This is a genomic window from Candidatus Galacturonatibacter soehngenii (assembly GCF_008830185.1).
GTDB classification, from domain to species: Bacteria; Bacillota; Clostridia; order Lachnospirales; family Lachnospiraceae; genus Lachnotalea; species Lachnotalea soehngenii.
The window spans coordinates 662,771-688,158 of the sequence record NZ_WAGX01000005.1 but is presented as its reverse complement, the minus strand read 5'-3'; the positions used below and the strand labels follow the sequence as shown (position 1 = coordinate 688,158).

The 25,388-nt window shown below is 36.0% G+C and carries 27 protein-coding genes and 2 pseudogenes; 22 read left to right on the top strand and 7 right to left on the bottom strand.

Translation table 11 applies throughout. The features are described from left to right. Window position 1 precedes the first annotated feature (1 nt). The gene (locus F7O84_RS19010) at window positions 2-178 is read left to right on the top strand and encodes a hypothetical protein (RefSeq protein ID WP_192451776.1); all 177 of its coding nucleotides are present in this window, start codon (window positions 2-4) and stop codon (window positions 176-178) included. Further along, window positions 135-1,295 carry a DEAD/DEAH box helicase family protein gene (locus F7O84_RS10700; RefSeq protein WP_330578769.1) on the top strand — a complete coding sequence of 387 codons (1,161 nt, stop codon included), beginning with the start codon at window positions 135-137 and terminating at the stop codon, window positions 1,293-1,295. Before F7O84_RS19010 ends, F7O84_RS10700 begins: the two co-directional genes overlap by 44 nt. Before the next feature lie 12 nt (window positions 1,296-1,307). Here F7O84_RS10700 and F7O84_RS19250 read toward each other — a convergent pair whose 3' ends face one another. From F7O84_RS19250 to F7O84_RS10690, 3 genes are read right to left on the bottom strand one after another with little or no spacing between them, the layout of a single operon-like run. Then, window positions 1,308-1,784, bottom strand: a complete 477-nt coding sequence (locus F7O84_RS19250) for a DDE-type integrase/transposase/recombinase (protein ID WP_279238005.1) — start codon at window positions 1,782-1,784, stop codon at window positions 1,308-1,310. 12 nt (window positions 1,785-1,796) lie between these two features. Continuing rightward, the gene (locus F7O84_RS19245) at window positions 1,797-2,225 is read right to left on the bottom strand and encodes an IS3 family transposase (protein ID WP_243140867.1); all 429 of its coding nucleotides are present in this window, start codon (window positions 2,223-2,225) and stop codon (window positions 1,797-1,799) included. Continuing rightward, entirely contained in the window at window positions 2,222-2,512 is a 291-nt protein-coding gene (locus F7O84_RS10690; protein ID WP_151144797.1) for a transposase, read from the bottom strand. The genes F7O84_RS19245 and F7O84_RS10690 overlap by 4 nt, the downstream gene beginning before the upstream one ends. An 87-nt stretch (window positions 2,513-2,599) precedes the next feature. Here F7O84_RS10690 and F7O84_RS10685 point away from each other — a divergent pair, with 87 nt between their 5' ends. From F7O84_RS10685 to F7O84_RS10650, 9 genes are all read left to right on the top strand, one after another. Then, a complete protein-coding gene (locus tag F7O84_RS10685; RefSeq protein ID WP_243140866.1) occupies window positions 2,600-4,162 on the top strand; it encodes a helicase C-terminal domain-containing protein in 1,563 nt (520 codons plus the stop codon). A gap of 32 nt (window positions 4,163-4,194) precedes the next feature. Further along, window positions 4,195-4,638 carry a hypothetical protein gene (locus tag F7O84_RS10680; RefSeq protein ID WP_151144795.1) on the top strand — a complete coding sequence of 148 codons (444 nt, stop codon included), beginning with the start codon at window positions 4,195-4,197 and terminating at the stop codon, window positions 4,636-4,638. After that, a complete protein-coding gene (locus tag F7O84_RS10675; RefSeq protein WP_151144793.1) occupies window positions 4,613-5,545 on the top strand; it encodes a pentapeptide repeat-containing protein in 933 nt (310 codons plus the stop codon). The genes F7O84_RS10680 and F7O84_RS10675 overlap by 26 nt, the downstream gene beginning before the upstream one ends. Continuing rightward, entirely contained in the window at window positions 5,542-5,760 is a 219-nt protein-coding gene (locus F7O84_RS19240) for a hypothetical protein (protein ID WP_243140865.1), read from the top strand. Before F7O84_RS10675 ends, F7O84_RS19240 begins: the two co-directional genes overlap by 4 nt. A 297-nt stretch (window positions 5,761-6,057) precedes the next feature. After that, window positions 6,058-6,309 carry a septation protein SpoVG family protein gene (locus F7O84_RS19235; protein ID WP_243140864.1) on the top strand — a complete coding sequence of 84 codons (252 nt, stop codon included), beginning with the start codon at window positions 6,058-6,060 and terminating at the stop codon, window positions 6,307-6,309. Further along, complete coding sequence (locus F7O84_RS19230; protein WP_243140863.1) at window positions 6,296-6,736, top strand: SpoVG family protein; 441 nt, start codon at window positions 6,296-6,298, stop codon at window positions 6,734-6,736. Before F7O84_RS19235 ends, F7O84_RS19230 begins: the two co-directional genes overlap by 14 nt. A gap of 348 nt (window positions 6,737-7,084) precedes the next feature. After that, window positions 7,085-7,516, top strand: coding sequence for a BlaI/MecI/CopY family transcriptional regulator (locus F7O84_RS10660; protein ID WP_151144790.1), 432 nt, complete (start codon window positions 7,085-7,087; stop codon window positions 7,514-7,516). A gap of 1 nt (window position 7,517) precedes the next feature. Then, a complete protein-coding gene (locus F7O84_RS10655) occupies window positions 7,518-8,696 on the top strand; it encodes a M56 family metallopeptidase (RefSeq protein ID WP_151144788.1) in 1,179 nt (392 codons plus the stop codon). After that, window positions 8,665-8,949: a hypothetical protein gene (locus F7O84_RS10650; RefSeq protein ID WP_151144786.1), complete on the top strand. Its 285-nt coding sequence runs from the start codon at window positions 8,665-8,667 to the stop codon at window positions 8,947-8,949. Before F7O84_RS10655 ends, F7O84_RS10650 begins: the two co-directional genes overlap by 32 nt. 291 nt (window positions 8,950-9,240) lie before the next feature. Here F7O84_RS10650 and F7O84_RS10645 read toward each other — a convergent pair whose 3' ends face one another. After that, window positions 9,241-9,438, bottom strand: a complete 198-nt coding sequence (locus tag F7O84_RS10645) for a hypothetical protein (protein ID WP_151144784.1) — start codon at window positions 9,436-9,438, stop codon at window positions 9,241-9,243. A 136-nt stretch (window positions 9,439-9,574) separates the two neighbouring features. Next, window positions 9,575-10,498 carry an amidase domain-containing protein gene (locus F7O84_RS10640; RefSeq protein ID WP_151144782.1) on the bottom strand — a complete coding sequence of 308 codons (924 nt, stop codon included), beginning with the start codon at window positions 10,496-10,498 and terminating at the stop codon, window positions 9,575-9,577. 328 nt (window positions 10,499-10,826) lie between these two features. On the opposite strand from F7O84_RS10640, the gene F7O84_RS10635 reads away from it, so the two are divergent. Beyond that, window positions 10,827-11,318 carry a DUF4829 domain-containing protein gene (locus F7O84_RS10635; protein ID WP_151144779.1) on the top strand — a complete coding sequence of 164 codons (492 nt, stop codon included), beginning with the start codon at window positions 10,827-10,829 and terminating at the stop codon, window positions 11,316-11,318. A gap of 621 nt (window positions 11,319-11,939) precedes the next feature. Here F7O84_RS10635 and F7O84_RS10630 read toward each other — a convergent pair. Beyond that, the gene (locus F7O84_RS10630) at window positions 11,940-12,119 is read right to left on the bottom strand and encodes a hypothetical protein (protein WP_123610264.1); all 180 of its coding nucleotides are present in this window, start codon (window positions 12,117-12,119) and stop codon (window positions 11,940-11,942) included. Between the two features lie 208 nt (window positions 12,120-12,327). On the opposite strand from F7O84_RS10630, the pseudogene F7O84_RS19600 reads away from it, so the two are divergent. The 5 genes and pseudogenes from F7O84_RS19600 to F7O84_RS10605 form a co-directional block, all read left to right on the top strand. Further along, a pseudogene (locus F7O84_RS19600) lies at window positions 12,328-13,395 on the top strand (helix-turn-helix domain-containing protein); the annotation flags it as partial. Between the two features lie 79 nt (window positions 13,396-13,474). After that, a protein-coding gene (locus tag F7O84_RS10620; protein ID WP_151143866.1) for an IS3 family transposase occupies window positions 13,475-14,625 on the top strand; the annotation gives its coding sequence in 2 pieces (ribosomal slippage) (window positions 13,475-13,742 and window positions 13,742-14,625; 1,152 coding nt in all). A 41-nt stretch (window positions 14,626-14,666) separates the two neighbouring features. Beyond that, window positions 14,667-15,752: pseudogene (locus F7O84_RS10615) on the top strand (VirB4-like conjugal transfer ATPase, CD1110 family); the annotation flags it as partial. A 197-nt stretch (window positions 15,753-15,949) separates the two neighbouring features. After that, on the top strand, window positions 15,950-16,381 hold the full coding sequence (locus F7O84_RS10610; RefSeq protein ID WP_151144773.1) for a GNAT family N-acetyltransferase: 432 nt from the start codon (window positions 15,950-15,952) through the stop codon (window positions 16,379-16,381). Then, window positions 16,378-16,803 carry a transporter gene (locus F7O84_RS10605; protein ID WP_151144770.1) on the top strand — a complete coding sequence of 142 codons (426 nt, stop codon included), beginning with the start codon at window positions 16,378-16,380 and terminating at the stop codon, window positions 16,801-16,803. The genes F7O84_RS10610 and F7O84_RS10605 overlap by 4 nt, the downstream gene beginning before the upstream one ends. Before the next feature lie 271 nt (window positions 16,804-17,074). Here the strand turns inward: F7O84_RS10605 and F7O84_RS10600 are convergent, their stop codons facing one another. Continuing rightward, window positions 17,075-18,250, bottom strand: coding sequence for an IS110 family RNA-guided transposase (locus F7O84_RS10600; protein ID WP_151141897.1), 1,176 nt, complete (start codon window positions 18,248-18,250; stop codon window positions 17,075-17,077). Window positions 18,251-18,508: 258 nt separating this feature from the next. Between F7O84_RS10600 and F7O84_RS10595 the strand changes: the two genes are divergently transcribed. The 5 genes from F7O84_RS10595 to F7O84_RS10575 all read left to right on the top strand — a co-directional run bounded on the left by F7O84_RS10595 (window position 18,509) and on the right by F7O84_RS10575 (window position 25,306). After that, entirely contained in the window at window positions 18,509-19,033 is a 525-nt protein-coding gene (locus tag F7O84_RS10595) for a DUF4865 family protein (protein ID WP_151144767.1), read from the top strand. A 238-nt stretch (window positions 19,034-19,271) separates the two neighbouring features. Then, entirely contained in the window at window positions 19,272-19,928 is a 657-nt protein-coding gene (catA, locus tag F7O84_RS10590; RefSeq protein WP_151144764.1) for a type A chloramphenicol O-acetyltransferase, read from the top strand. A gap of 77 nt (window positions 19,929-20,005) precedes the next feature. Then, window positions 20,006-20,440, top strand: coding sequence for an SWIM zinc finger family protein (locus F7O84_RS10585; protein WP_151144761.1), 435 nt, complete (start codon window positions 20,006-20,008; stop codon window positions 20,438-20,440). 452 nt (window positions 20,441-20,892) lie between these two features. Beyond that, window positions 20,893-24,768 (top strand): leucine-rich repeat protein, encoded by a 3,876-nt coding sequence (locus F7O84_RS10580; RefSeq protein WP_192451720.1) that lies wholly within the window; start codon window positions 20,893-20,895, stop codon window positions 24,766-24,768. A 193-nt stretch (window positions 24,769-24,961) separates the two neighbouring features. Continuing rightward, window positions 24,962-25,306, top strand: a complete 345-nt coding sequence (locus tag F7O84_RS10575; protein ID WP_151144756.1) for a (2Fe-2S)-binding protein — start codon at window positions 24,962-24,964, stop codon at window positions 25,304-25,306. The last annotated feature ends 82 nt before the right edge of the window (window positions 25,307-25,388 follow it).

Genomic DNA, 25,388 nt, shown 5'->3' with positions numbered 1-25,388 from the left:
AATGCCTAATCATGTAACAAATATCTTAAAAGTGCATGGCGATGAGGATAAGGTCAGAGCTATGTTTGAGACAATTAAATCAGATGAAATCGGCATTGGCAGTATTGATTTGTGTCGTCAACAAAAATGCGACCATGCTTGCCAGAGAAAAGCAGAACCAGATAAAGGAAGCATTTAAAAGCTGGATTTTTAAAGAACCGGAACGCAGGCAAAAATATGTGGAGTATTATAACAATACCTTTAACAGCATCAGACTGCGGGAATATGACGGTTACTATTTACAGTTCCCGGGCATGAATCCAGAAATTAAGCTTCGTACTCATCAAAAAAATGCCATTGCAAGAATCCTTTTGGGAGGAAACACCTTACTGGCCCATTGTGTCGGTGCAGGAAAGACCTTTACCATGATGGCAGCTTGTATGGAGCAAAAACGACTGGGACTTGCCAATAAAAATGTAATGGTAGTGCCAAAGTCCTTGATTGGACAGACAGCCGGGGAATTTATGCGGTTGTATCCATCTGCCAATATCTTAGTGGCAACCGAACGGGATTTTGAAAAAAGCCGCAGAAAGCAGTTTGTTTCAAGGATTGCCACTGGAGATTATGACTGCATCATCATGTCCCACAGCCAGTTTGAAAAAATCCCAATCTCCAAAGAAAGAAAAGAGCGGATGATTAATGACCAGATCGACGAATTATCCTATGCTATTGATGAATTAAAGGCAAAGAATGGGGAGCGTTGGACAGTCAAGCAGATGGAAAGTCAGAAAAAGAAGCTGGAGGAACAACTAAAATCCTTGGCCGATGAAAGCCGGAAAGATGATCTGATTTCCTTTGAAGAACTGGGCATTGATTCCGTTATGGTAGATGAAGCGCACCATTTTAAGAATCTGGCGATCTTCTCGAAAATGAATGATGTATCCGGCATTTCCAGTTCCGGAGCAAAAAAGGCAACGGATATGCAGTTAAAATGCCAATACCTGACAGAGATAAACGTGGGCAGAGGAATCGTATTTGCCACAGGAACCCCTCTGTCGAACAGTATGTGCGAGCTTTATGTCATGCAGCTTTATCTGCAAAAAGAGGCACTGGAGCGGATGGGAATCCACCATTTTGATGCATGGGCAGCTAACTTTGGAGAAGTGACTACCGCACTGGAATTAACGGTAGAAGGAAGCGGGTTCCGGTTTAAGAGCCGATTTAATAAATTTACAAACCTGCCGGAATTAATGCTGACCTTTCGGGAAGTGGTACTATGTCAAGAAAAAGTACAAGTTAAAAGTGAACTTTTCTAGTAACCTCTAATTTTATCCAACTTTCAATTCAATTATCTTTAATTCCTCCCAATACATTTTTTCATATTTGTCGGGTGAAAGATATCCACAATGACTATGTATTCTTATTGTATTATAAAAGGTCTCAATGTACTGGAACACAAGGCTATAGGCATGGTTATAATCTAGTATTTTGAATCGATTAATCCATTCTCTTTTTATTAATGCATGAAAGGATTCTATACAGGCATTATCCCACGGATATGCTTTCTTTGAGTAGCTACGTTGCATTCCTTCTGTTTCTTTTAAATAGTCTCTGCATACATACTGCGCACCTCTGTCGCTGTGCATCACTAAAGGGTTGTTTGTATCTCTGGCTCTTTTTGCTTTTTTAACGGCCTCTATTACCCACTTCGATTCTAAGGTATCACTTAATACCCAAGAAATAATTTTTCTGGAATATAGATCCATAATGCTTGTCAGATAAACAAATCCTTCTAGCGTCCATATATAGGTAATATCTCAACACCAAACAGCATCGGGTTGTTCGGGATTGAATTGTTCCTCTAATATATTTTTCAACTCATCACTGAAATCACAGTCTATTGTAGTTGCAATAAATGGATTGATATATTGAGCCTTAAGTCCCATTTCACGCATATAGTTCCCTACTGTTTTTTCAGCAATACATTCCCCTTCTTGTTGCAAAGATTTTGCGATTTTGGGAGCTCCATAATTTTGGTGAGAATCGTTATATATTTCTATAATTCTTTCTTTTATCTTTTGTTTTCTGATTGCTTGTTTAGATGGAAGCTTCTTCTTCCAATAAAGATATCCACTTCTAGAAACGCCTAATTTTTTCAGCACACCGCAAACATTCAGCCGGCGTTCTCCTTGTTCCTGTAACTGCGCATCTGCTTGAGCAGTTTCCAAAAACAAAGCTTCTGTCATTTTCCCAGTATGCTGATTGCTTTTTTTAATATATCAAGGGCATCCTGAGTATCTCTTAATTCTCTACGTAAACGAGCGATTTCCTTTGCTTCGTCACTTTCATAGTTACCTCGTCCTCTTGTCGGAATCGTTCCTTCATTAGAATCAAATGCCGTTCCCCATGTAGATAGTGTACTCTTACCTACACCAAGATTCTTAGCGCATTTCGCTATTCCCAATTCTGGATGTTCCTTCCAATATCGTACAGCATCTTTTTTAAATTCCTCTGTGTACTGTCTTGTTGCCATGATTCATTCCCTCCATATGTTTTCATTATATATCTATGTTAAGAATTTTTCACGTTCAACTTGTACTATTTATATTCTAACACCAAAGTGGCTGACGTACAGACTCCGGATATGCTTGATTTACCCGTACCAAAGCTACGTGGCGGAAAATATGTGATTGTGGAGAGTGAACCGGACTGGTATGTGAAGCAAGTCATGGAGAACTTTGTAGTCCGGGCGGAGGCAATCCGTAATGGGGGCGTTGATACCGGCTCCGATAATTTCCTAAAGATTACCCATGAAGCAAGGCTTCTTGGCACCGATGCCAGACTGTTAGAGCCGGATGCACCAAATAATCCGGACAGCAAATTAAATAAGGTAGTCGAAAATGTGGCAGCCGAGTATTTCCAGCACAATGTGGATGTTAATATCGGCTGCCAGCTTGTTTTTTCTGACATTGGAACACCAAAAAATGCATGGTCTATGGATTGGAAGCCGGGAGGAGAATTTGATGTTTATAACTATGTCAAATCGGAACTGGTAAAGAGAGGGATTCCAGCAGAGGAGATCGCTTTTATACACGATGCCAAAACCGATGCACAGCGGGATACGTTATTTAAAGAAATGAGAACAGGAAAAAAGAAAATACTGATTGGCTCCACGGATAAATGCGGTACGGGGGTCAATGTCCAAACGCATCTGGTGGCAATGCACCACATTGATTGCCCCTGGAAACCTTCCAGTATCGAGCAGAGAGAAGGGAGGGGCATCCGGCAGGGAAATGAAAATGATGAAGTGGCCGTGTATCGTTATGTGACCAAACAAACCTTCGATGCATACAGTTGGAGCTTGGTCGAAAATAAACAGCGTTTTATCAGTCAGGTCATGACCAGTAAGTCGGTATCCCGAACCTGTGAGGACATTGATGAAGCAACCCTTTCCTATGCGGAAATCAAAGCAGTTGCCACCGGAAATCCTTTGATCAAGGAAAAAATGCAGTTAGAAAATGATGTGCAGCGATTGAAGTTACTGAAAAATTCCTATGACAGTCAAAGATACAGCTTACAGGATAATTATCTGCTCCGCTATCCCAAGCTAATCAAAGCGGCTGGGGAGAAGTTGACCTGTGTAAAGGAAGACATCAAGGCGGCAGAGCAGGCAATGCTTTCAGAAACAGAATTTGCCATTACGGTTGGAAAGGCGGTCTTTACGGAACGGGTGGACGGCGGAACTGTCATGTTAGAGGCAATCAGTAAATGCAAAACCGGAGAAATCACAGCGATTGGCAGCTTCAAAGGATTTGAGTTACTGGTGGAGAAGAATTTTATCGGTGTCAATTATCTGGTTCTTCGTGGAAAGACAGACTATAAAGCAGAGCTATCGACAAGCCCCATCGGAAACATGATAAAACTTGAAAATCTGTTTGGCAGCTTGCAGGAAAATGTGGAATTTTTAGAAAAACGTATGGAGCAGTATCAAAGGGATCTGGAGGAATCCAAGGCAGAGTATGAAAAACCATTTGAACAGGATTTAGAACTGGTGGAAAAGACAGCCAGACTAAATGAGCTAAATGCAGCACTTGATTTGGAGAATAAGGTGGCGGATGTTGATCTGGCAGGGCAGGATAATCGAGTGGCAGAGCATACTTTGTATCCGCAAAGAGTCATTTAAAAATGTGAGAAGAAAGAAGGTGCTATTTCTATATGTATCGGAAAAAAGGGAGGAAGCGGTTTGAACGTATCTTTTGGAACGGTAGAATCTTATTTAAGGGAAGGAGAGCATCGGTTCATACCAGATACCGAGCTTGCTTTAAAACAGGGTGTCATGGTGGTAAGCGGTGCGGGTGTCTATCTGCCACATTTTCACATATCGGTCACGAGGGACTCATCTGTTATGAGAAACAGGAGGGAGAATGGAAACCAGAATATATAGTAACTGCCATTTTGGATAAAGAGTGTGGGGAGCTTCTCTATGATGAGGAAGAAGACTTTGTTGCATGTGTATTTCATTGGCAGGAAGGGAAGATATCACTTGAGGAGTTAGAGAAGGAACCCTGTGAAATAGAAGGAATTCTAACTTTTAATCAAAAGAGGGATTCTGGTTTTAAGGAGGAGAGGCAGAATGGAAAAAATTCGTATTGTAGATGATAGGTATCGCCTTTTATGTGAAGTAGAGGACGGAAAACAATTAAAGGTATGGAAAACCGGAAAAGAAGCGGAGGCAATCATAAAGCCCTGTACCTACTTGGATGAATATCATTTTCAGCATGGTCAGAGAGTGTTTCATATCTGCCAGTTTGGAGAATGGCTGAAACAGGAGGGCTATCAGGTGAAGCCCTATGGATATTCGTTGGATTATAAAAAGTACCAGAACGAACGCTATTTTGGTCATGACTATTATTGCCTGGAGAAGAATGGTCATGCAGCCTTTTATTATAATCCTCAAATAGAACAGCCGTTTATGGTAAGAAAGACGGATGAATTTGGAAGATTGGAAAGTAGTATCCCCTATGCAGGAGATACACTTGTCTGGGTGTGTGGGTATGACCATGAAAAAGCAGAATGGGGTATTCCCTTTGATATGGAAAAAATAAAAAATTTAATTTTAATTCACTTACCTAAGACTGTAAAGGAAGCAGAGAAAATGGAGCTGGAGGCACAGTTAAATCAAATGGCTGTCAAGCGGATTGATTTACAGGAAGCATATGTGGAACGGGATCTTCTGGAATTTGAAGAAAGGGAAAAATTACTGGAGGAAGTTTATCAAATGGATCACGCTGAACCGCCTTTGCTAATGGAAGAGAGATTGAAAAAAGAGTATGCAGAGGAAATCATAGATAGCCAAAAAGTATTTGCTGGGAAAGATTTCAGAGGGTGTGATTTTACCGGAATTGACATATCTGGATATGCCTTTCTTCAATGTGATTTGACTAGCGCGGTATTAGAGCCGGAACTTTTTAAGAATACATACCTGGCAGGTTGCCAGTCAAACTGTGAACAGATTCAGGAAATGCAACAAAAAAAGCCTGACAGGGAAAATCGAAAAGGAATATGACAGGAGAAGAACGGAGTAAGAAGTGGCTGAAAGAAGAGGGAATGGAAGAGGAGGGGAATATGGAGCAGATGTATAGGCTTGGAGAAATCGAAGAAGTGCTTGCAGAACTGGATTTGGAAGAGATACCGGATGTTTTGATGGAGAGGGAAGAGGAGTATCAGATTGTAATAAGCGGCTGGTGGATAGAAATTCCGGAACTGGGACTTTGCCTTTAGGAAGGAATTATCTGTAATTTTGATAAAGAAGAGCAAATATACCTGCCGGATTTCTCCATTACAGTAATAAAAGAAATAGGAGCAGATGCATGGATCTATTATGAACAGGACGGTTTTTGGATTACTCTTGCCAATTGGTTTCATGGAAATGTAAAACTAGAACAATTGGAGCAGATGAGTTGTTTTATCCGTAAACCCGAAGAGTTTTCTTCTTAAGGAATTGTGCTTGGTATTTTTAAATAACAGAACATAGAAATGGTGTTTTAAGCCACAAAAGGGGCAGAAAGAGAGGAATGTATGGAATATGCAATTAAGTTAAACGCAGTGAATCAGACAGAAAAAAGTATCAAGGCATTTGCAACGCTGACATTTGGAGAAAGCTTTAAAATTACCAATACCGCAGTGCTCACCAATCAAGAGGGGAAGACCTTTGTATCCATGCCACGTTACCGCAGCAATGAAAGAACCGAGCAGAATGAAGCGGTGTATAAGGATATTTGTAATCCCATTACGAAAGAGTTCAGAGAGGAACTTTATGAGAATTCTTGATTTATATGAGAAAATGGATGAGACGGGAAGAACAGAATTAATAAGGGAGCATCATGGAGCAGAGGAACCGGAGTTTTCTGTGAAGGTCACACCATATGAACGAGAGGGCAGCAATATTTTAGGACTTGCCCGTATCTATTTTGAAGACAGCTTTGTGGTAGGAAACGTAAGCATTATTCAGGGAAAGGAAAAGAAATTTGTGGCAATGCCGTCCCATAAGGTAAAACAGACTGGAAAAGATGGAAAGCCAGCCTATCAGGATATCTGCTTTCCAGTAACAAAAACCTTTCGGGAAAAACTGTATGAGAAGATTCTTAACTGCTATCATCAAGAAAAGGAATTGGTATCAGAAAGAGGGCAGTTGGCAGCACAGAGTCAGGCACGAATGGAGCGAAGGGGTGTCGAGAGCGAGGTACCATTCCGTTAATAAAATAGTTCATTGTAGCCGGGGGAAAGTCCGGCTTTTATAAAAAGGAGGACATATGAATCAGATAAGGAATGTTGATTTAATAAAGGATCAGATTATTCAAGAATTGCTGTTACTTCTAAGGCAGAATTAGAGAAATGATGTTATTTTATAAATTTGTTTTTACGGCACTCATAGAATGAGATATTTTTTAATATAACAATAAAGTATTATATTATTATATAATTGTAGTTATTAGTTAAAATTATTATTTTATTTATTGTTTATAATATCATTCTATAATTGACATAAAAAAATAATTATATTATTATACTAATAAAATAAAGATTGTAGGAAGGGTGGTTAGAAATGCCAAGTAAAAAAAGTGATTCAAAAATAACAAATAGAGAGAAAGATGTACTCGAAGTATTATGGAACAGTGATACTCCATTATTAGCTTCCGATATACCAAAACTAAACCCTTCTTTAAGCATAAGCTCTGTTCAGTTATCTTTAAGAAATCTTTTATCCAAGAATATCATTGAGGTGGCTGATATAGTACACAGTGGCACAGTTTTGTCTCGGAGCTATCGGCCACTAATTAGTATAGAAGATTTCATTAGTAATGAGGTTATAAATAATTATAGAAACTTAGATAAAGCGATATCTACAAAAAATATTGTAGCAACTCTTCTTAAACATGAAAAAAATGAAGCTAATACAATTAAAGAGCTGGAAAAGTTACTTGAAGAAAGGAAAAAACAATTAAATCAACAAAATAAAATAGAGAAGGGGGTATAGAATGTTTTTATCAACTTCGTCAGTGATATCTGTTGTGTTTTTATGCAGTTTGCTAATAATTTTTATTTGGTTTTATTTGCTTGATATAGATAGAATGGTTTTAATAGGTGTAAGAAGTATTATAATTTTTATTAGTTTTATTGCAATACGGCTTATATTTCCCTTTGAGTTTACTTTTTCTAGTTCCTTTGCTAGCAGATATATAATGCCATGTATTTTAAGTATTTTGAATACGCCTGTTACTAGTGCATTTAATAAGACAGTAACTATATTTCATATTGTACTCTTTATATGGGGAGTAGGCATAGTAATTACGGCAACTGTTACAATAAAAACTCACCTATATTTTGGACATGTTGTTAAAAAACTACCTAGATTACACGATTCAAAAGTAAATAAAATATTACATAAAGTTACACAAGACTATAAGAGACCTGTATCATTTCAGGTTATTCATTCAAACTTAATTTCATCACCAATGCTTTACGGTTTTCGTTACCCCCAAATAATAGTTCCTACAGTGGATTTAACATATAAAGAATGGTACTTTGTATTAAAACATGAGATAACTCATTATTATAATCGAGATTTGCAAATTAAAATGTTTGTACAGATATTGCAAGTTGTTTACTGGTGGAATCCTTTTATATATCTTCTTAATGCTGAAATCGACAAAATGCTTGAAATTAGAACTGATTTAGAAGTAACTAAAGCTTTTAGTGAGTATGAAAAAACAAAATATTTGGATTGCTTATTAAAGATAGCGAAGAACTTATCTTTGAAAAAAAACAATTATTTTTTAGTCACTTTTGATAATGGGAAAACCTCTGTACTTTCTCAAAGGTTTCATCTAATACTTGGAGGTTATAAACGTTCAAACAATACGCGTTTAGTGACCATCTTAATGGTCGCTCAATTAGTTCTATTAATGTATTTCTCATTTATTGCAGTTTTTGAACCCTATTCAATACCTACTGATCATGCTGCTAATACTGTTGAATTAACAGAAGACACAAGTTATTTGATTTTAAATTCAAATGGCGGGTATGATGTATATATTAACCATAGTTTTTTTGCGACTGTTCAGGAGATTAAAGAGTCCTATTCAAACTTGAAGGTATACAGTAATTTAGAGGAGGTAAAAAAATATGAGAACAAAAAATATGAGAACAAAAAATAAGAAACTATTATTATTCGTAACACTTATGATAGCTTATACTATGTCGACAGACGTATATGCTCAAACTAAAGCTTTAGATATTCCATTTTTTTCATCGAACGGAAATGTTATCAATTCAAGAACAGGTGAATATACTGTAGTTCCTTTTGCTGATATTGTTGGATGGCGTTATAAAGCTGTCGATGGAAAAATGTATCGCAGACAATATAATTATTCAAAACAGCAGTGGATAGGGGAATGGGAATTATGTTAAGTCAATTATATCAATTTACCATATACTTTTAAAAACTAAACAGATGAATACATTATTAAGACGACGTATTATATAGCGACAAGTCTAATATATGCTTTTAAGGCTTTTAGTCAAGCTATAAAAGTAGCACAAAGGGAATTAAGAAATTAAGTAGCTGACCCAATGCATGTTGCTCCTCAATATTACGTTAGTTGAGTACAGTGAATAACATAACGGTTAGTGCATAACTCCATTTTTTTCAGCATAAGCCTATTCCAAAATCCTACAAGTTTTATGGTGTAGCACCACCTACTAAATAATCGTCTTGTTATTGTTGTTCCCAAGATGGTAGAAATAAACAATGCAACGTTTGTTATTTTCTGAGATTAAATTCAAATCATCATTGGTTTTATACTGAAAAATCAATTCAAATCGTTGAGATAAGTATCCTGTTGGTTCTCTAATAGATACCTGTAAAAAGGTAATAGTAGAAAGATGTCTTTCTACCATTACCTTTTGTCTATATTTTGTTCAAGTCAGAAAGCTGTTTGTTTTACGGATACAAAAATTTAAGCAATTATATTAATAATATCTAATCTTTTATTATGACTACAATAAAATAAGTTAGATTTTTTATTATATGAACCTATTTACCGTGAACATCTATTACTCTAAAATTAGTATAACTACCATTTGGATAGTAATATGATGCAAGAACATTTCTTTGCGGCGATGAATGGGCGCTTACATAAGGATAACTACTCCAGTTATCTTTTGCAGTTACCATTACTGAATGTCGCCAGTTCCCATAGCTTGGACTATAAAACTGTACAATATCACCTATTAAAGCATTACTATAGCTACTATATTGTGTTCCATATCCCTTATTTATAAGCCAGTTTCTTAATTCTATAACACGAATCCAGGCATTACTATGTAGATACCATACACTATCAGTCGGAATTCCCCCCTTATTTATCGCCTTAGAGACAAAATTAGTACAATCTGCATCATAGTCTGGTGTTGAATAAACATTGTCGTATGCCCACTTAGCAGCAGCATTTCCATTATAGACTACAGTGGCAAATGGCGTTATTCCACCTTTTTCACCCTTAGATTTATTTGCTTCGATGTAACCATCTAAGTTCTTAAGTTTGGTTTTCAAGTCTTCAACTTTATTTTCCATATACGTATCTTCAGTCATCTGTCTAGCCATAATCTGACTATCAATTTCAGAAGCTGTAAAAGCGGGATCGAAAATATCTTCTACGATCTTCATATCACCATCAAAGTTTCTTAAGTAAATAATATGACTTTCTATATAATCACTATCAAAATCTGTATTTGTATATTTTAATTTTACAATATTATCTACATCAACTTTGATTAGTTCATCAAATTTATCTACAGAATTTATTTTTATATCAATATCATACCAATCAATTTGTCCTGTCGTTTTTTTGTATAAATTAATTGATAATTCAGAATGTAATTCTGTATATTCTTCTAGTTTACTTGACTCGGCAACAAAAGTATTATCAATGTTTTCTAATTTTTTTTGTACTTCCAAGTAATTAGAAAAATACCCTACTAAAATCTCTTCTAACTTTGTTTGGTTAACCTAAACTTACGTCCTACCCTCCTTTTTATAAATTTAAAATATAATGACATTACAGTTGGTTATAATGTCATTATATTTTAAAATATTATATTAGTCAACGATTTTATTGTTAAATAATTGAAATTAATATTAAAACATTGTTGACATAATTGAAAAATGGAATTATAATTATACAAATATTTATTCTTAACAAAGTAAAATAAAATACAATGAAATTCATAAAATAGATCTACAATTCAAAATTTTATTATTAATATGGAGAAAGGAATAATTTATTATGAAAAAAAGGACTCTTCTTAAGTTTATAATTACCATTTTGATTTTTGTAATAATATTGTTTTTTGTAATATTTATTTATAAAAGTTCTAAGTACAATCGATACTATACTTATTATGATTTGCTCAGTTCTAAACAAACCGTTGAGAATTCTTTTAAATATAAAAATTCAAAAGAAGAAAAGAAATTATACAGCTTGTATTCAGATGACCTAGCAAATGCTATAAAAAATGGATTGGATAATATAAAGAAAATTAATATAAACGATGTTTCTTTTATACAAGATGATCATCTGTACAGTGGATATCTTGGTTCTGGTTTAGGTAGTATAAATAATACTCAAAGAAAAGATTTAATTATATATGAAGTGAGTTATGAAGTTGAATACTATGATGATTCAACTGAACCCCTAGAAAATGGAAATCAAATTTCTACCTATTTTTTAGTTAAAAATAATGGAAAATGGATTATTACAGATATAGGATATTACTAAATTTTTGTTGACTTGAATTTAAATGGTAATATTCTGTTTATGATTGATTAGTATAAATCTTAAAGCGTTGTAGTAGATCGGAAGCACAGCAATGAACTGATTTTAAAGCTAGAAAATTGATTTAACTAAGACCGAAATGATGAAAGAATTATTAAAATAAAAAGAAAGTATGGAGATTTACTTAAATACTGCTATTGGTAAAGTGAGAACCAATAGCGAGATGTGGTTTGGAAGTGACACAAAGGAAAATACTGAAATAGATGATAATTTAATGTAGCAATAGCTGGTGATATAAAGAGAAATTCAGAGAATTTCAGTAAAGGTTATTGATTTATATTTAAATATTTTTGAGTTATAAGAGTTGGATGTTTTGCCCATCTTTGTAGAAAGTTTATTGAGGCCATACCACAGCCAGTGCTGCTATTATAGTATGTTTATGGAAGCTATGATACCATAGTCAAAGGACTATAAGTATTTGTAAAATAAAGCTGATAGAAAGTTAAAGTGAAACACTCTAACTCTCTATCAGTTTTTTTACTTTATAGGAAAGTTCTCCTTTGGAGAACTCTTGATATGAAAAGGGCCCGCATGGAGGCGGGCACAACAAGTAAACGATAGGTTTTAGAAGATATAGAAACCTTCAGCTCCCGGGAAGTCTTCGTCAAACTCATCGTCTTCATTTAAGAAGTAATCCATATCAAGCAAATCATCCTCACTCATGTGGCGGATGTCATCAGCGGTCATGCCTTCGGGTGGATTCTGTATATACTTGTTTCTGATTTCATCTGAACATTTTGACATAGTGTTTTCCTCCGTTTTATATATTTTATCACAGACGGAGGTGGTATGTATATATTTCATGCAGAAGAGAAAGTTGGGTGAAAATTGAAAAGTTTAATTCCACACCTTTTTTATGCTGTGGAATTTACTTTCGCACAAGTAGAGTTTACTCTTTCATACCTAGGTGATATGATTGTCATACCTTCTGACGGCAGTAGAAGGAGATATTATGAGCAATCTAATACCTGGTAACCAAAAACATCTAAGACTTGATGACCGCTTGTTTATTGAAAGGTCTCTAAATGAAGGACGAAGTTTTAAGGATATAGCACGTTACCTGTGCAAGGATCCAACTACCATTTCTAAGGAAGTTAAATTACACCGATTAAGTGACTGGTATCACAAGGGGACATTCTATAATGCGCACAACTTTTGCATCCATCGCTATCACTGTCGTAAGACGAATGCCTGCAACAAGATCATTCTGTGTCATATCAAATGTACCTCATGCCCGACCTGTAATCAGACCTGCAAGGATTTCGTAAAAGAGCGCTGCAATAGGCTGGATAAGGCTCCCTATGTCTGCAACGGCTGTGACAAAAGGATTAATCACTGTACCATTGCCCATAAGTACCGTTATGACGCTCGTTTTGCAGACAGAAAATATCACGAGCTACTTAGTTCTTCCCGGGCCGGTATCAACATGACTAAGCAGGATCTACACAAGAAAGACAGGATCGTTTCTCCTCTGATTGCTCAAGGGCAGTCACCCTATCATATCGTTACGAATCATCCCGAACTGGATATGTCTGTTCGTACGGTATATACATATCTGGATAAAGGGCTTTTCACAGCAAGGAATATCGATCTCAAGCGCAAGCCTAAGTTCAAAATCCGTAAATGTCATAAAACGCAGATCACAGACCGTACGGTATTCATCGGCAGAACCTATGCTGATTTCCAAACTCTTAATCCGGAGATTTGGACGGAGATGGACACGGTGCATTCTTCAAGGGAATCCAGAAAGACTTTGCTGACCTTCTTTTTTAAGCGTGAGAAGCTGTTCCTTGCATATATCATGAACCGATGCACAAAGGGTGCTGTTCGTATGGTTTTTGACCGTTTAGAGAAGAAGCTCAGCACTTATGGTTTCCTTTCTCTGTTCAATACCATTCTCACAGACAGGGGATCGGAATTCGGTGATCCGAAATCACTTGAGACTGGAATAAATGATATCGAGCGCACAAGCATCTATTATTGTGACCCCATGAGGAGTGGTCAGAAAGGCGGGGTTGAAATGAGATGCTAAACTAAAGTTGTAACAGTAACACTGATATTTATGATAAAATAATTCATATGAAAGTGAGGCTATTACAATGGCAGGAATCAAAAAAACTTATACCCCAGAGTTTAAGAAAAAAGTAGTGAGATTAGTCCTTGAAGAAGGACGCCAAATGAAAAGCGTAAATCAGGAATACAATTTAGGAGAAGGTAGCTTGCGCAAGTGGATACGCGAGTACAGTGAAGAATGCGAATCAAATCCAGAGTTAAATAATGAGAAAGATTTAATGGCAGAAAATTTAAGACTTCGTAAGGAACTTGCTGAATCCAAAAAGGAAAATGATTTCTTAAAAAAAGCGGCCGCATTCTTCGCAAAGGAACTAGATTAGAACAATACCATTTCATTGATTTCTACCATGAAAATTATGGTGTACGTTGGCTCTTATCGAGATTTAATATAAAGCCAAATGCCTATTATAATTACAAAAAACATAGAAAAGCTGACTATTATAAGAAAAAGGAAGAAATCAAAGCAACCATTGAAGAGATTTATCATGAGTATGCGGGGCGACCAGGATATCGAATGATGCGTATCTTTCTTAATAGAAAATCTATAAGCTTAAGTAATCCAACCGTTCATAAATATATGAATGAGCTTGGACTTAGGTCAATTGTGGTACCCAAAAAACCAAAGTACAAAAAGGGCGATTGCTATAAAAAATTTGATAACCTATTGAATCAAAACTTTAAAGTAGATGAACCCAATAAGATTTGGTGTACGGATTTTACGTATATGTGGAGAGAGGATGGAGCGAAAAGATATAATTGTACTATTATTGATTTATATGATCGTTCACCAGTGGCAACTTTAAATAGTAATCGTATTAATGCAGAATTAGCAATTGAAACTCTGACCTATGCACTGAATCATAATACCGTTAAGAAGGGGCTTATCCTTCATAGTGATCAAGGGTCGCAGTTTACATCGAGAGCTTTTACAGAATTTTGTTCTTTGCAAAATATTACTCAAAGTATGAGTAAGGCAGGATGCCCTTATGATAATGCTCCCATGGAAAGCTTTTACGGAACATTTAAAGCAGATTTTGCAAATCACCATAGCTTTGAAACAGATGAGGCATTAAATGAAGCAACTTATGATTATATTTTTGTATATTACAATCATGTGAGACCACATTCATCAAATGGGTATTTAACACCATTTGAAAAGAGATTTAGTTACCGATAAAAATATCAGTATTGGTGTTACAATTTTGCTTGACTATCTCAAATATCGGTAACCGTAAGAAGCTGATTAATGGAAATGGTTTTGTATTCGGAGTGCCGGGTTCTGGTAAGTCTTTCTTTTGTAAGATGGAAATGGGTTCCGTTTATTTATCAGGAAATGATGAAATCATTTGTATTGACCCAATGAACGAGTACTTTGATATCGCTCATACCTACGGTGGAACAGTTGTAAATATGTCCACTTATACAGATAACTATGTGAATCCGTTGGAGCTTGATGTATGGAGCCTTGATCCAAACGATTCCAAAGGGATGGTAAGGGAAAAGGGAGAATTTATGCTTGGACTTTGCGAACAATGTATTGGTGATAGTCTAAATTCCAGACAGAAGTCAATCATTGACCGATGTGTAAGAAAGCTGTATCTTGATATTGCAAGAAGCAAGGAAAAGTATATTCCGGTTATGAGTGACTTTTATGCACTGCTTTTACAACAGCCAGAGGAAGAGGCAAAAGACATTGCATTGTCCCTGGAGCTGTTTGTAAATGGTTCCCTTAATATATTCAACCATCAGACCAATGTAGATATTGATAATCGCTTCACTGTCTATGGTATCAGGGATTTGGGAGCAGAATTAAGTCCGATTACAATGCTTGTTATGATGGAAGCAATTCAGCAGAAAATTGTTGAAAACGGTCAGAAGGGAAAAGCAACATGGCTCTATATTGATGAGTTTCATGTGCTTTTAAATTCTGAATATTCAGCGAAGTATCTGCAACAGCTATGGAAAAAAGTTAGAAAGCAGGGTGGACTTTGTACAGGGATTACCCAGAATGTTGTTGACTTACTTCAAAACTACACAGCAACAACCATGCTTGCAAACTCTGAATTCGTAGCACTTCTGAAGCAAGCAAATACAGATAGTTCTAAGATGGCTGAGGTTATTGGTGTATCTGAGGCACAGCTTCGATTTGTAACGAACACTTCATCAGGTATGGGGCTAATCAAGTGTGAATCGGTAGTGATTCCTTTTGATAATCAGATTAGTAAGGATACGGATCTTTATAGGCTTTATAATACCAATATTCATGAGAAGATTGCGCAACAACAGCAAAAAAGCATACACTAAGGTTAGCTGTAAGAGGTAAATTGACATTGACATCTCTTTACTGATTTGTTATAGTCTCTTTGTAAATTAAATAAGTGCTTATGCTGTTATCACCGGATAATAGCATTATAGGCATCCAAAAGCCAACCGTAGGTACGGTGTGTTTTCACACTATAAGGTCAGCTTTTGGGTGTCTTTTTATTATTAAGGAGGGCAAAATGACAATCAGAGAGTTTAATTATTTACCAGAAGACGCCAAAATAGTAAGGAACGAAGTATTTGTAAAGGAGCAGGGATTTATTAATGAGTTTGATGAGACAGATAATAATTCTGTACACATTGTCTTGTATAATAAGGATAAACCAATTTCGACATGCAGAATTTATTTTCATATCGGAAAACAAATGTTTGTAATTGGTAGAATTGCCGTTCTTAAAGAACACAGAGGAAATAATGTAGGAGCAGTAATGCTTAGATTTGCAGAAGAAAGTATTAGAAATAATGGTGGTAGTAGCGTAATTTTGTCAGCACAAGTTCGGATTGCAAAATTTTATGAAAAGCATGGATACACAAAGCAAGGAGAAGTATATCTAGATGAAGATTGCCCACATGTTTGGATGATAAAGAATTTGGAGGATGATGTTGTATGAACATAAGTTATTATATTCCATTTTTTGTGGTAATTCTTTGTAATATTTTCTATCATATTATAAGTAAAAATATGACAAGTGGTTTCAATGTTTATTTTGGACTGTCGATAACTTATGGAGTTGCTTTTTTTATAAGTTTTATTACTTTTTTAATCACTTCAAAATACCATAATGGCATAGAATTTGCAAAGTTTAATATTTCAAATGTCATTTTAGGTTTTGTTGTCGTTGGAATTGAAGGTGGTTATATATTTATGTACCGTGGTGGATGGGAACTAAGCAAAGGTTCATTGAGTGTAAATATTTGTATAGCTATTATCTTATTATTTATTGGTGCATTAGTGTTTCAAGAGGGAATATCTATAAAAAGAGTAATGGGTTTTGGGTTATGTTTTATAGGTATAATTCTAATGAATAAATAGAAAGAAAAAGGTTCTTATATCCTTGGGTGCTTGTAACAATCTAGTAGTTCAACACATAAAAATAATAATATAAACGTATAGCCATTAAGGTGCAATTTCCACCTTAGTGGCTTATTTTATTCAGAAAGACTAACTATTAAAAGTCAAGTCTAAAATGATATTTTTTTGAATGAATTGCGGATATGCATTTCATATATTTGAACATTGAAAACTGCATGACAAATAGAGCATCTTAACAGGTGCTCAATAAGGAGACATTTTTATTAAAAACTTAAGCTGCTTTGATGTAGGATTGTCCGGATTTTTCTAACCGGTAAATTACTCTGACGAGTTTTTTAGCAGCATGTGATATTGCAACATAATAATGCTTACCTTCAGAGCGTTTTTTGGCAAGGTAAGCTGAAAAGGTTGGATCCCAATGACACACAAATATAGTTGCGTTAAATAGAGCGTATCGTAGATATTTGGAACCCCGTTTTTCCATGCGTGCATAGGAAGAATCTAGTTGACCGGATTGATAAGTAGATGGTGATAAACCTGCATAAGCGAGTATCTTATCAGGAGAATCAAAATAAGAAAAATCACCGATTTCAGCAATAATCATGGAACCCATACGGTAGTTGATACCTGGAATGCTTAGAATTGGTGAATTGATATTGTCCATGATAGATTTGATTTGGGATTCAATTTCATTGATTTCAGAATTTAGTTCCTTAATCAGTCTGATGGTATGCTTTAGTTCCAGAGATTTGGCAGGCATATGAGAACCAATGGATGTCCTTGCTGCTTCTCTGAAAAGATTAGCAGTATCTTTTCCATAGTGACCTTTAGAAGAAACAGAAAGTAGATTTGTCAGCCTAGTCAAATGAGCTGATGAAATATCAGATGCACTTGGAAACTCAGATAATAAAGCATAAACAGATGCCATATGGAGTGTTGGCACATGTTTCTCCAGTTCTGGAAAAAGAATTGTAACAAGACGGGAAATGGAGGTTTTTAACTTGGCACGTTCCTTAACTTTATCAAAACGATAGCGAGTTAGTGACTTCAATTCTTCATTATGGTAAGATGTGTCTGAGTAGGACTTTAAGTTCACATCAGACATAAGCATTGTAGCAATCGTATGGGCATCAACTTTATCCGTTTTCGTCTTTCTAAGGCTTAGACTTTTTCTGTAAAGGTTGGTATGTAACGGGTTGATAACAAAGGTGGTCAGACCTTTATCAAGAAGATATCCCAAGATGTTATAACTGTAGTGTCCTGTGGCTTCAAGTCCTACTTTTACTTCGGTTAAATCATCTGTAACGGATATGATTTTCTGATAGAGTTCATCAAAACCATCTCGGTTGTTTGGAAAGGTAAATGCTTTAAAGAGCACTTCACCATCTGAGTTAGTGATAAAGCAATCATGCTTATCCTTTGCAATATCAATTCCTGCGTATATCATAGCAATTCTCCTTTGAAATGTATTTGATACTGTTTGGAACCACGGATACTCCTTGCGATTGTATTCTCGTTCTAAATAAACCGTCATGCGGTATCTAACTGATTAACAAATATACAAAGAGATTGTGGTTGGAGTCTTTCTGTAACCATCAAGTGGTAGAAGGTGAGCACCAATCCACAGTATCTCCATTAGTATAGCATACAGTCCTTGGAGAGGGACTATAAACACTACTACTATATAATACGAGAAGGAATAATAATGATTGCGATGCAATATAAAATTAAGCTACCAGACAGTTATGATATGAATACGATTCGTCACAGAGTTTCCGCCAATGGAGAGAAAACAGATGGATTCCCAGACTTAATTTTTAAAGCATATCTGATGAGTGAAAAATATGATACTCCAGAAAGTAGTAATGAATATTCTCCATTGTATTTATGGAAGAATAATGAAGGTATGAATCGGTTTATTTTTAACGGTTATTATGACAATATCTTAAAAACATTTGGCTGGCAAAAAATAAATATTGGAGTGCCATCATTAGTGGAATTATATGAGAATTTTTCAAAATCTAAGTTTGCGTTAGAAATTGAAAAAGAAATAATAGAAGTATCGACGATGAAATCATTAAGTTTTTCTCAAAATTTCAAAGAGTGTACTGGCATAGTATTAATATACAATCCAGACAAATGGAAATATGTAGAATATTATTTTTTTGAAACGTTACCAGAAAATATGTTATTTTTTAAAATTTATAAAATCTTGCATTTGTCTATGTAATAGGATATTTTGCCAGAGTATCGCAGGTGAACTCTACACCTTTAAATTCCAAAGATAAATTTACGCGATTAGAAGTTAGAAGTCCGTTTACTTTACAGGAATAAAGAATTATAATAATGATATGAAGGGATGTGCAGGCTATGATTATTAAAGCATCAGCGGCATTGAACGAATAGAGTATTATTGATTATTCCTATCTACAACCATACGTTTTGTAGCTTTGAGTAAGGAGGATGAGATGAATTTTAATATAATTGATATAGAAAAATGGAATAGAAAAGAACACTATTTACACTATATTAAAAATTTACGCTGTACATTCAGTTTAACTACTAATATCGATATTACATTTCTAAAACAAGAAATGAAAAAGAAAAACAAAAAAATATATCCAGCATTGATATACATGATAGCAACTGCTGTCAATCACCATAAAGAATTTAGAATGGATACTGACAGTGATGGTCATTTAGGATATTGGAGTGAGGTAAACCCTAGTTATACAGTCTTTCATGAAGAAAATCAAACATTTTCAAGCATTTGGACTGAATATAATTCGTGTTTCACAACTTTTTATGATAATTGTGTTCAAGATATTTACGATTATTCCAGCTCAACACTTATGACACCAAAGCCTAATATGCCCCAAAATATATTTACTATTTCATGTATTCCATGGACGGAGTTTACTTCATTTAATTTAAATGTTTATAACGAAGGCTACTACTTACCACCCATATTCACTGTTGGAAAATTCATATATGAAGAAGAAAAGGTATTGATGCCACTAGCCATACAAGTACACCACTCTGTTTGTGATGGATTTCACATAGGAATGTTCATAAACTCTTTGAAAGAACTAGCAAACAATTACAGTGATTGGGCTCTTTTTTAATGCGTATTTGTTGCTATAAAAAATGGTATCAGTTACAATGATTATATGATAACGCAACAAGAGGGTGAATATTACTTATGGGATTAATTGAAATAGCAAGGAGAAATTCAGTCTGGCGAGGAATGGATTACTATAATGGAAAAAAGGTAATCTCTTTGGAGAAGACTGGAACAGAAACCTATAGTGGAATTGTGTCTGGCAGTAATGGCAATAAATATATGGTAAAGATAGACAAAGCGCATCCAAGAAAATCTAGCTGCAATTGTCCTTTTGCAGATGGACGGAGGGTTATTTGCAAACATATGATTGCACTATATTTTACCGCAGAACCTAAAGTGGCATTAGATTTTCTAAAGGAAGTAGAGAGCTGGGAGGAGGAGGAAGAAGCAAGGGAACAACAACACTATGAGGAGCTGGAGGAATATGTTAAAAGTCTCTCTAAGACGGAGCTCCAAGAACAGCTTCTTGAGGCTTTGATTCAATTAGAAGAAAGACAAAATTACTATTGGTAGAAGAAGGAAAGCAGCAGATGAATTTGACAATTGAAGAAATGTGTACTACTACAGAGGAAGCTGTCCTTTGAATATTAAAGTGCATAATGCAAGCGGAGAAAAGTTCTTCGCTTGTTCTTTTAGTTTTTCCAATTTACTATTTCTATTTTTCTATTATAATCAATAAATTATGATTCATGTCAAAATAATCATGTTTCATGCAAGGGGCAGTTTTTGAAGATAGATTTTTGGTATATTAATAATGCGAAGCGAATTTTATACACATAAAAAATAGCCTATATTAAATCAAATGCATTATATTTGAAGACATTTGAAAATAGATAGCTTGGTGGTGCAACAAAGAAATACCTCTCTGTAAGAAAAACATTCGTTTTGCCACCAAAGAAAAAACCTATATGTTGCACAAGCTTCTGGAAAAAGGAAAAAACGATATCCAAGGAGGAACAAACCCTATGAACAAACGACTACTTAGTATGTTTCTTGCGCTATGCCTGGTACTTAGTATGCTGCCGGTTTCTGCAATGGCACAAGAAGTGGATACGACGATTGTTACAAGCGAAGAAATCATTAACTTTGCACCGCTTGAAGAAGCAGAAAAAACGGTTATAACAGGTACATCTATTGAGGATTTAAATTTGCCAAAAACACTAACCGCCACGGTAGGGACAACCGTGGTTGCCGAGAAAGAGTCTGCACAAGATTTGGGAAACCAAGATATGGCAGTCGACCTAACAGCCACCGAATCCGAATGGCAAGAAACTATCGTGGATATACCAATTACATGGACTTCTAAGCCGGAGTACAACGTAGATATCAAGGGAACGTATATCTTTACACCGTTGATTGAGGGCTACACAGTCAAAGTGGATCCGCCAGAGATTACCGTGGAGGTGGAAGAGGCACCCATGACTTTGGATGAGATTGCACCAGATACGATTACACCGGATACGTATGGAACTACATTTATAGCTCCAATCACAATTGGCAGTAATACGGATGTTAAATGGAAATTTATTGTTTTAACTGAGCCAGACGGTGAAACAAACGGAACAGTGACTATTTACAGTCCTTATAGTGGAGCTGAACAAATGTACACAGGGGATTTATTTTTTCCTGAAACAGTTACAAATTACGGGAATACCTATGATGTTACAGAGATAAGCGGACATTGTTTTAATAGCTGTAGGATGTCGAGTGTTTTTATCCCAAAAACAATTGGTGGAAGTATAGGCCCAGATACATTTGTTGCTTGCCCTAACCTTGTTGCTATCAATGTAGATCCAGAAAATACAACCTTTATGAGCGAAGATGGTGTTCTTTACAATAAGGATAAAACCACATTAATAAGATATCCATCTGCAAAAAGTGGAGAATCATTTGCCATTCCAGAAAGTGTGAACACTTTACTCCCGTGTGCATTTTATGCGTGTAAGAATTTAACAACCATGACTATCCCAGATAATATTACCACGGTAGGATCACATATTTTTTATAAATGCGATGCATTGACAGAGGTAACGATTGGTGTTGGGGTAAGTGAAATTAATCACGCTACATTTATTGACTGCACTGCTTTGCAGTTGATAACATTTAATAGAATGACCGCCCCGACATTGGCTCGGTATGCATTTGCCTCTAATCCAATAGACATTTCCAATGGTTTAAAGTTTCAAATTAATGTAGGCAGTACAGGTTATATAGGAGAAGAGGCAAGTGATGAATGGAAATTACTTGCTGATAAATTTATTCCTATTAACCATGACGTTTGGGTAGATGGCGTGCAAGTGACAAGTGCCAATGCAAGTGATGTGCTTGGAGATGGAACAGTCAGCTACGCCCCTATTACAGGTGGTACGCTTCCAACCTTAACTCTTACAAATGCAAATATTACAAATGCATATGAATATGATTATAATCCTTTTTCAAAAGCTGTAGCTGGCATTCTTGTTAATGGAGATCTAAACCTAGTGCTGGTGGGTAATAACAGCATAGGTGGCAGCAGTTTTGATACTACAGGAGCGTCCAGTGCAGGGATTTATGTCAGAGATGGCGATTTAAACATATTAGGAACAGGCAGTCTAACCGCTACTGCAGGCAAATCATACAGTAGAAGTCTTGGCATGAGCGTTGAAAATTTCGAAAAGAACCTGACCATCTCTGGCGAGGCAAACGTTACCGCCATCGGTGGTAGTGCTTTCTATAGCGATGGCGTGTTTACCAATGGCAGCCTGACGATTGACGGCGCTAGTCTAACCGCTATGAGTGATAGTATCGGAGAAAGCACTAAAAGCTGTGGTGTTAATCTTGGATACGAAAATAGCAACCTTACCATTATAAATGGTGGCAGCCTAAACGCTGTTGGTGGAAACGCAACTTATGAAAGTAGCGGTGTGTTTTTCAATTATTTAGCTAATCCTATCATCATTGACGACGCAACCCTCACTGCCAGTGCTGCACATCAGGCAATAAGCGTAGCTCCAACTTTTGGTGTTGGCTTCCAACACAAAAATACGGCGGGATTACATGCCGATGGTAGCGGTGCGATAGTCATAAGCGATTCGACGCTTGCAAGTGGTATTACTAATTATAAATACGTCAAGATTGAGCCATTTATCAAGAAAACACCTACTATAAGTGATTTGACCTATGATCTTTTGGCAGTAGACTATGACGGCACTGCCAAGCCATTGTCTGTGACAGCAGTATCAGGAAAGACTTTAGGCGCAATCACAATCAAATATAACGGTAGCACCACCAAACCAATCGATGCAGACACTTATGCTGTTATAGTGGATATTGCTGGAAATGATGAATACAACTCAGTTACAGGACTATACCTGGGCGACTACATAATCAATAAAATTGCATATAATGGCACAACTGCCTTGTCGACAAGCGTATTGGCAAGTGGGCAATCACGGGCAACTGTAATACTTCCTACCCTGCCAGCAGGCGCTAGCTACAGTACACCAATGGCAAGTGGAAAAATTAAGATAACAGATATGAGCATTACAGGTAGCACATTGACCTATACCGCATCTGCAAGCAAAGCAGGAGAAAATGCTACCATGACAATTCCTGTGACGGGTGCCACCAACTACAAAGATTACAATATTCTTGTAACGGTTACTTCCACGGCAAAAGCACCACAGATGCTCTATACAGTCAAAGTAAAAAATGGAACGGGAAGTGGAAGCTATGCAAAGGGTGCAACTGTTACGGTTACAGCAAAAGTCAGAAGTGGCTATACATTCAAAGGTTGGAGCAGTGATAGTGGAGTAACCTTTACAGATAAAAAGGCAAATACTACAACCTTCAAAATGCCTGCTAAGGCAGTTACAGTAACTGCAAATTATAGTAAAAAAAGTAGCAAAGACAGTGAAAATTCCAATGAAGGAACTAAGACAAATCAAAATAATAATAGCGATAATACGACATCAAATCAAGCAATAACAGATGAAAGTACGAAGGCAGATACGTTAGTAAATCAAAATGCAAATGGAAGTGCACAAGGTGTAACCAGCGAGCAGACCAAAAACCGAACTAAGAGCAAGGCAGACAAACCATATCTTTTAGGAGAAGAAGAAAAAAGTGGTTGGGAAGCAATTTTGGCGGAAATTGAGGCAAGTTCCTCAAAGGCAATGCAAGAACTTGTTATGATGACCGTAGAAATGAATGGAGTAAGCAAAGTTCCTGCCAATGTCTTGGAGGCACTTCGTGGTCAAAATATAAATCTGATTCTTGATATGGGAGATGGCATTATATGGACCATTCATGGAATGGACGTGTCAGACGGACAGCTTTTTGATATTGATCTGGGTGTAACAAGGAACACAAGTGTGATCCCAGAGGATGTTGTAAATAGTATTCGAGGGGAAAATAATGCTATTTCGATAGAATTAGCTCATGATGGTGCTTTTGGATTTGGTGCTACTCTTACCATCGCTTTTGATGAAAAAGAAGCAGGAAAGTTTGCAAACCTATTTTATTACAACGAAGAGACTGGCAAACTAGAGTACATGGAATCGACACAGGTGGGAGAAGGTGGAAAAGCAACTTTAACTTTTGTTCACGCTTCGGCCTATACTGTTGTTTTGAGTCATGAGGTGATAAATGAGAGTGCGTTAGCGTCTATAACAGATACATCATCCAACCAAACGAACGAAAACACAATGGTAGAACCTACACAAGAACAGGCAACGAAAGAAACGAAAGGAAGTATGATGGCAATTTGGATTCTTCTTGGAATCATAGGTGTAATAGTAATTGGGGGAACAACTATTTACATAGAAAGAAATCAAGCAGGTAAGGAAGAAGACGAAGTATAATGATGGAGTAATCATTAATGTATTCAGAGAATACGAGTAGAACCCTAATAGTTATTTTGCATTCATACTGTAAACAAAAAAGTACCTGATGGTACTTTTTTGTTTACAGTATGAATGCAAATGACTCAGTTTATATTAAGAAAAACATGATATACTATATAAATAATTATTCATAAGAAGGAGATAAAACGATATGGCAAAAAACAGAGTGATTTGTAATAAAAATAATGTTGATTATCTATCAATTAGAAAGGCTATGGTTTCTGGAGCAAGAACGATAGAGGAAGTAGCAAAAATTACAGGAGTATGTACCGAATGTGAAGGTTGTAAAAATGAATTAGCTGGTATTCTTTCATCTGTTTGCGGTTGTAAGAAAGTTTCTCTAGAAACAGTAGTGAATGCAGTTAAAAATGGTGCCGATACAGTAGAAAAAGTTGGAGAGATAACAGGTGCTGGAACAGGTATTGACGAAGAAAGTGGAGAAGAGTGCGGAAAATGCAAAGGTCTTATCCAAAATATTATTGATTTAGGAAGGTAAACATACCATATTATTGAGATAATAGAATTAAAATTACGGTACAGTGGTTGTTATAAAAAGAGAGGGAAAAGTATGAAGGATA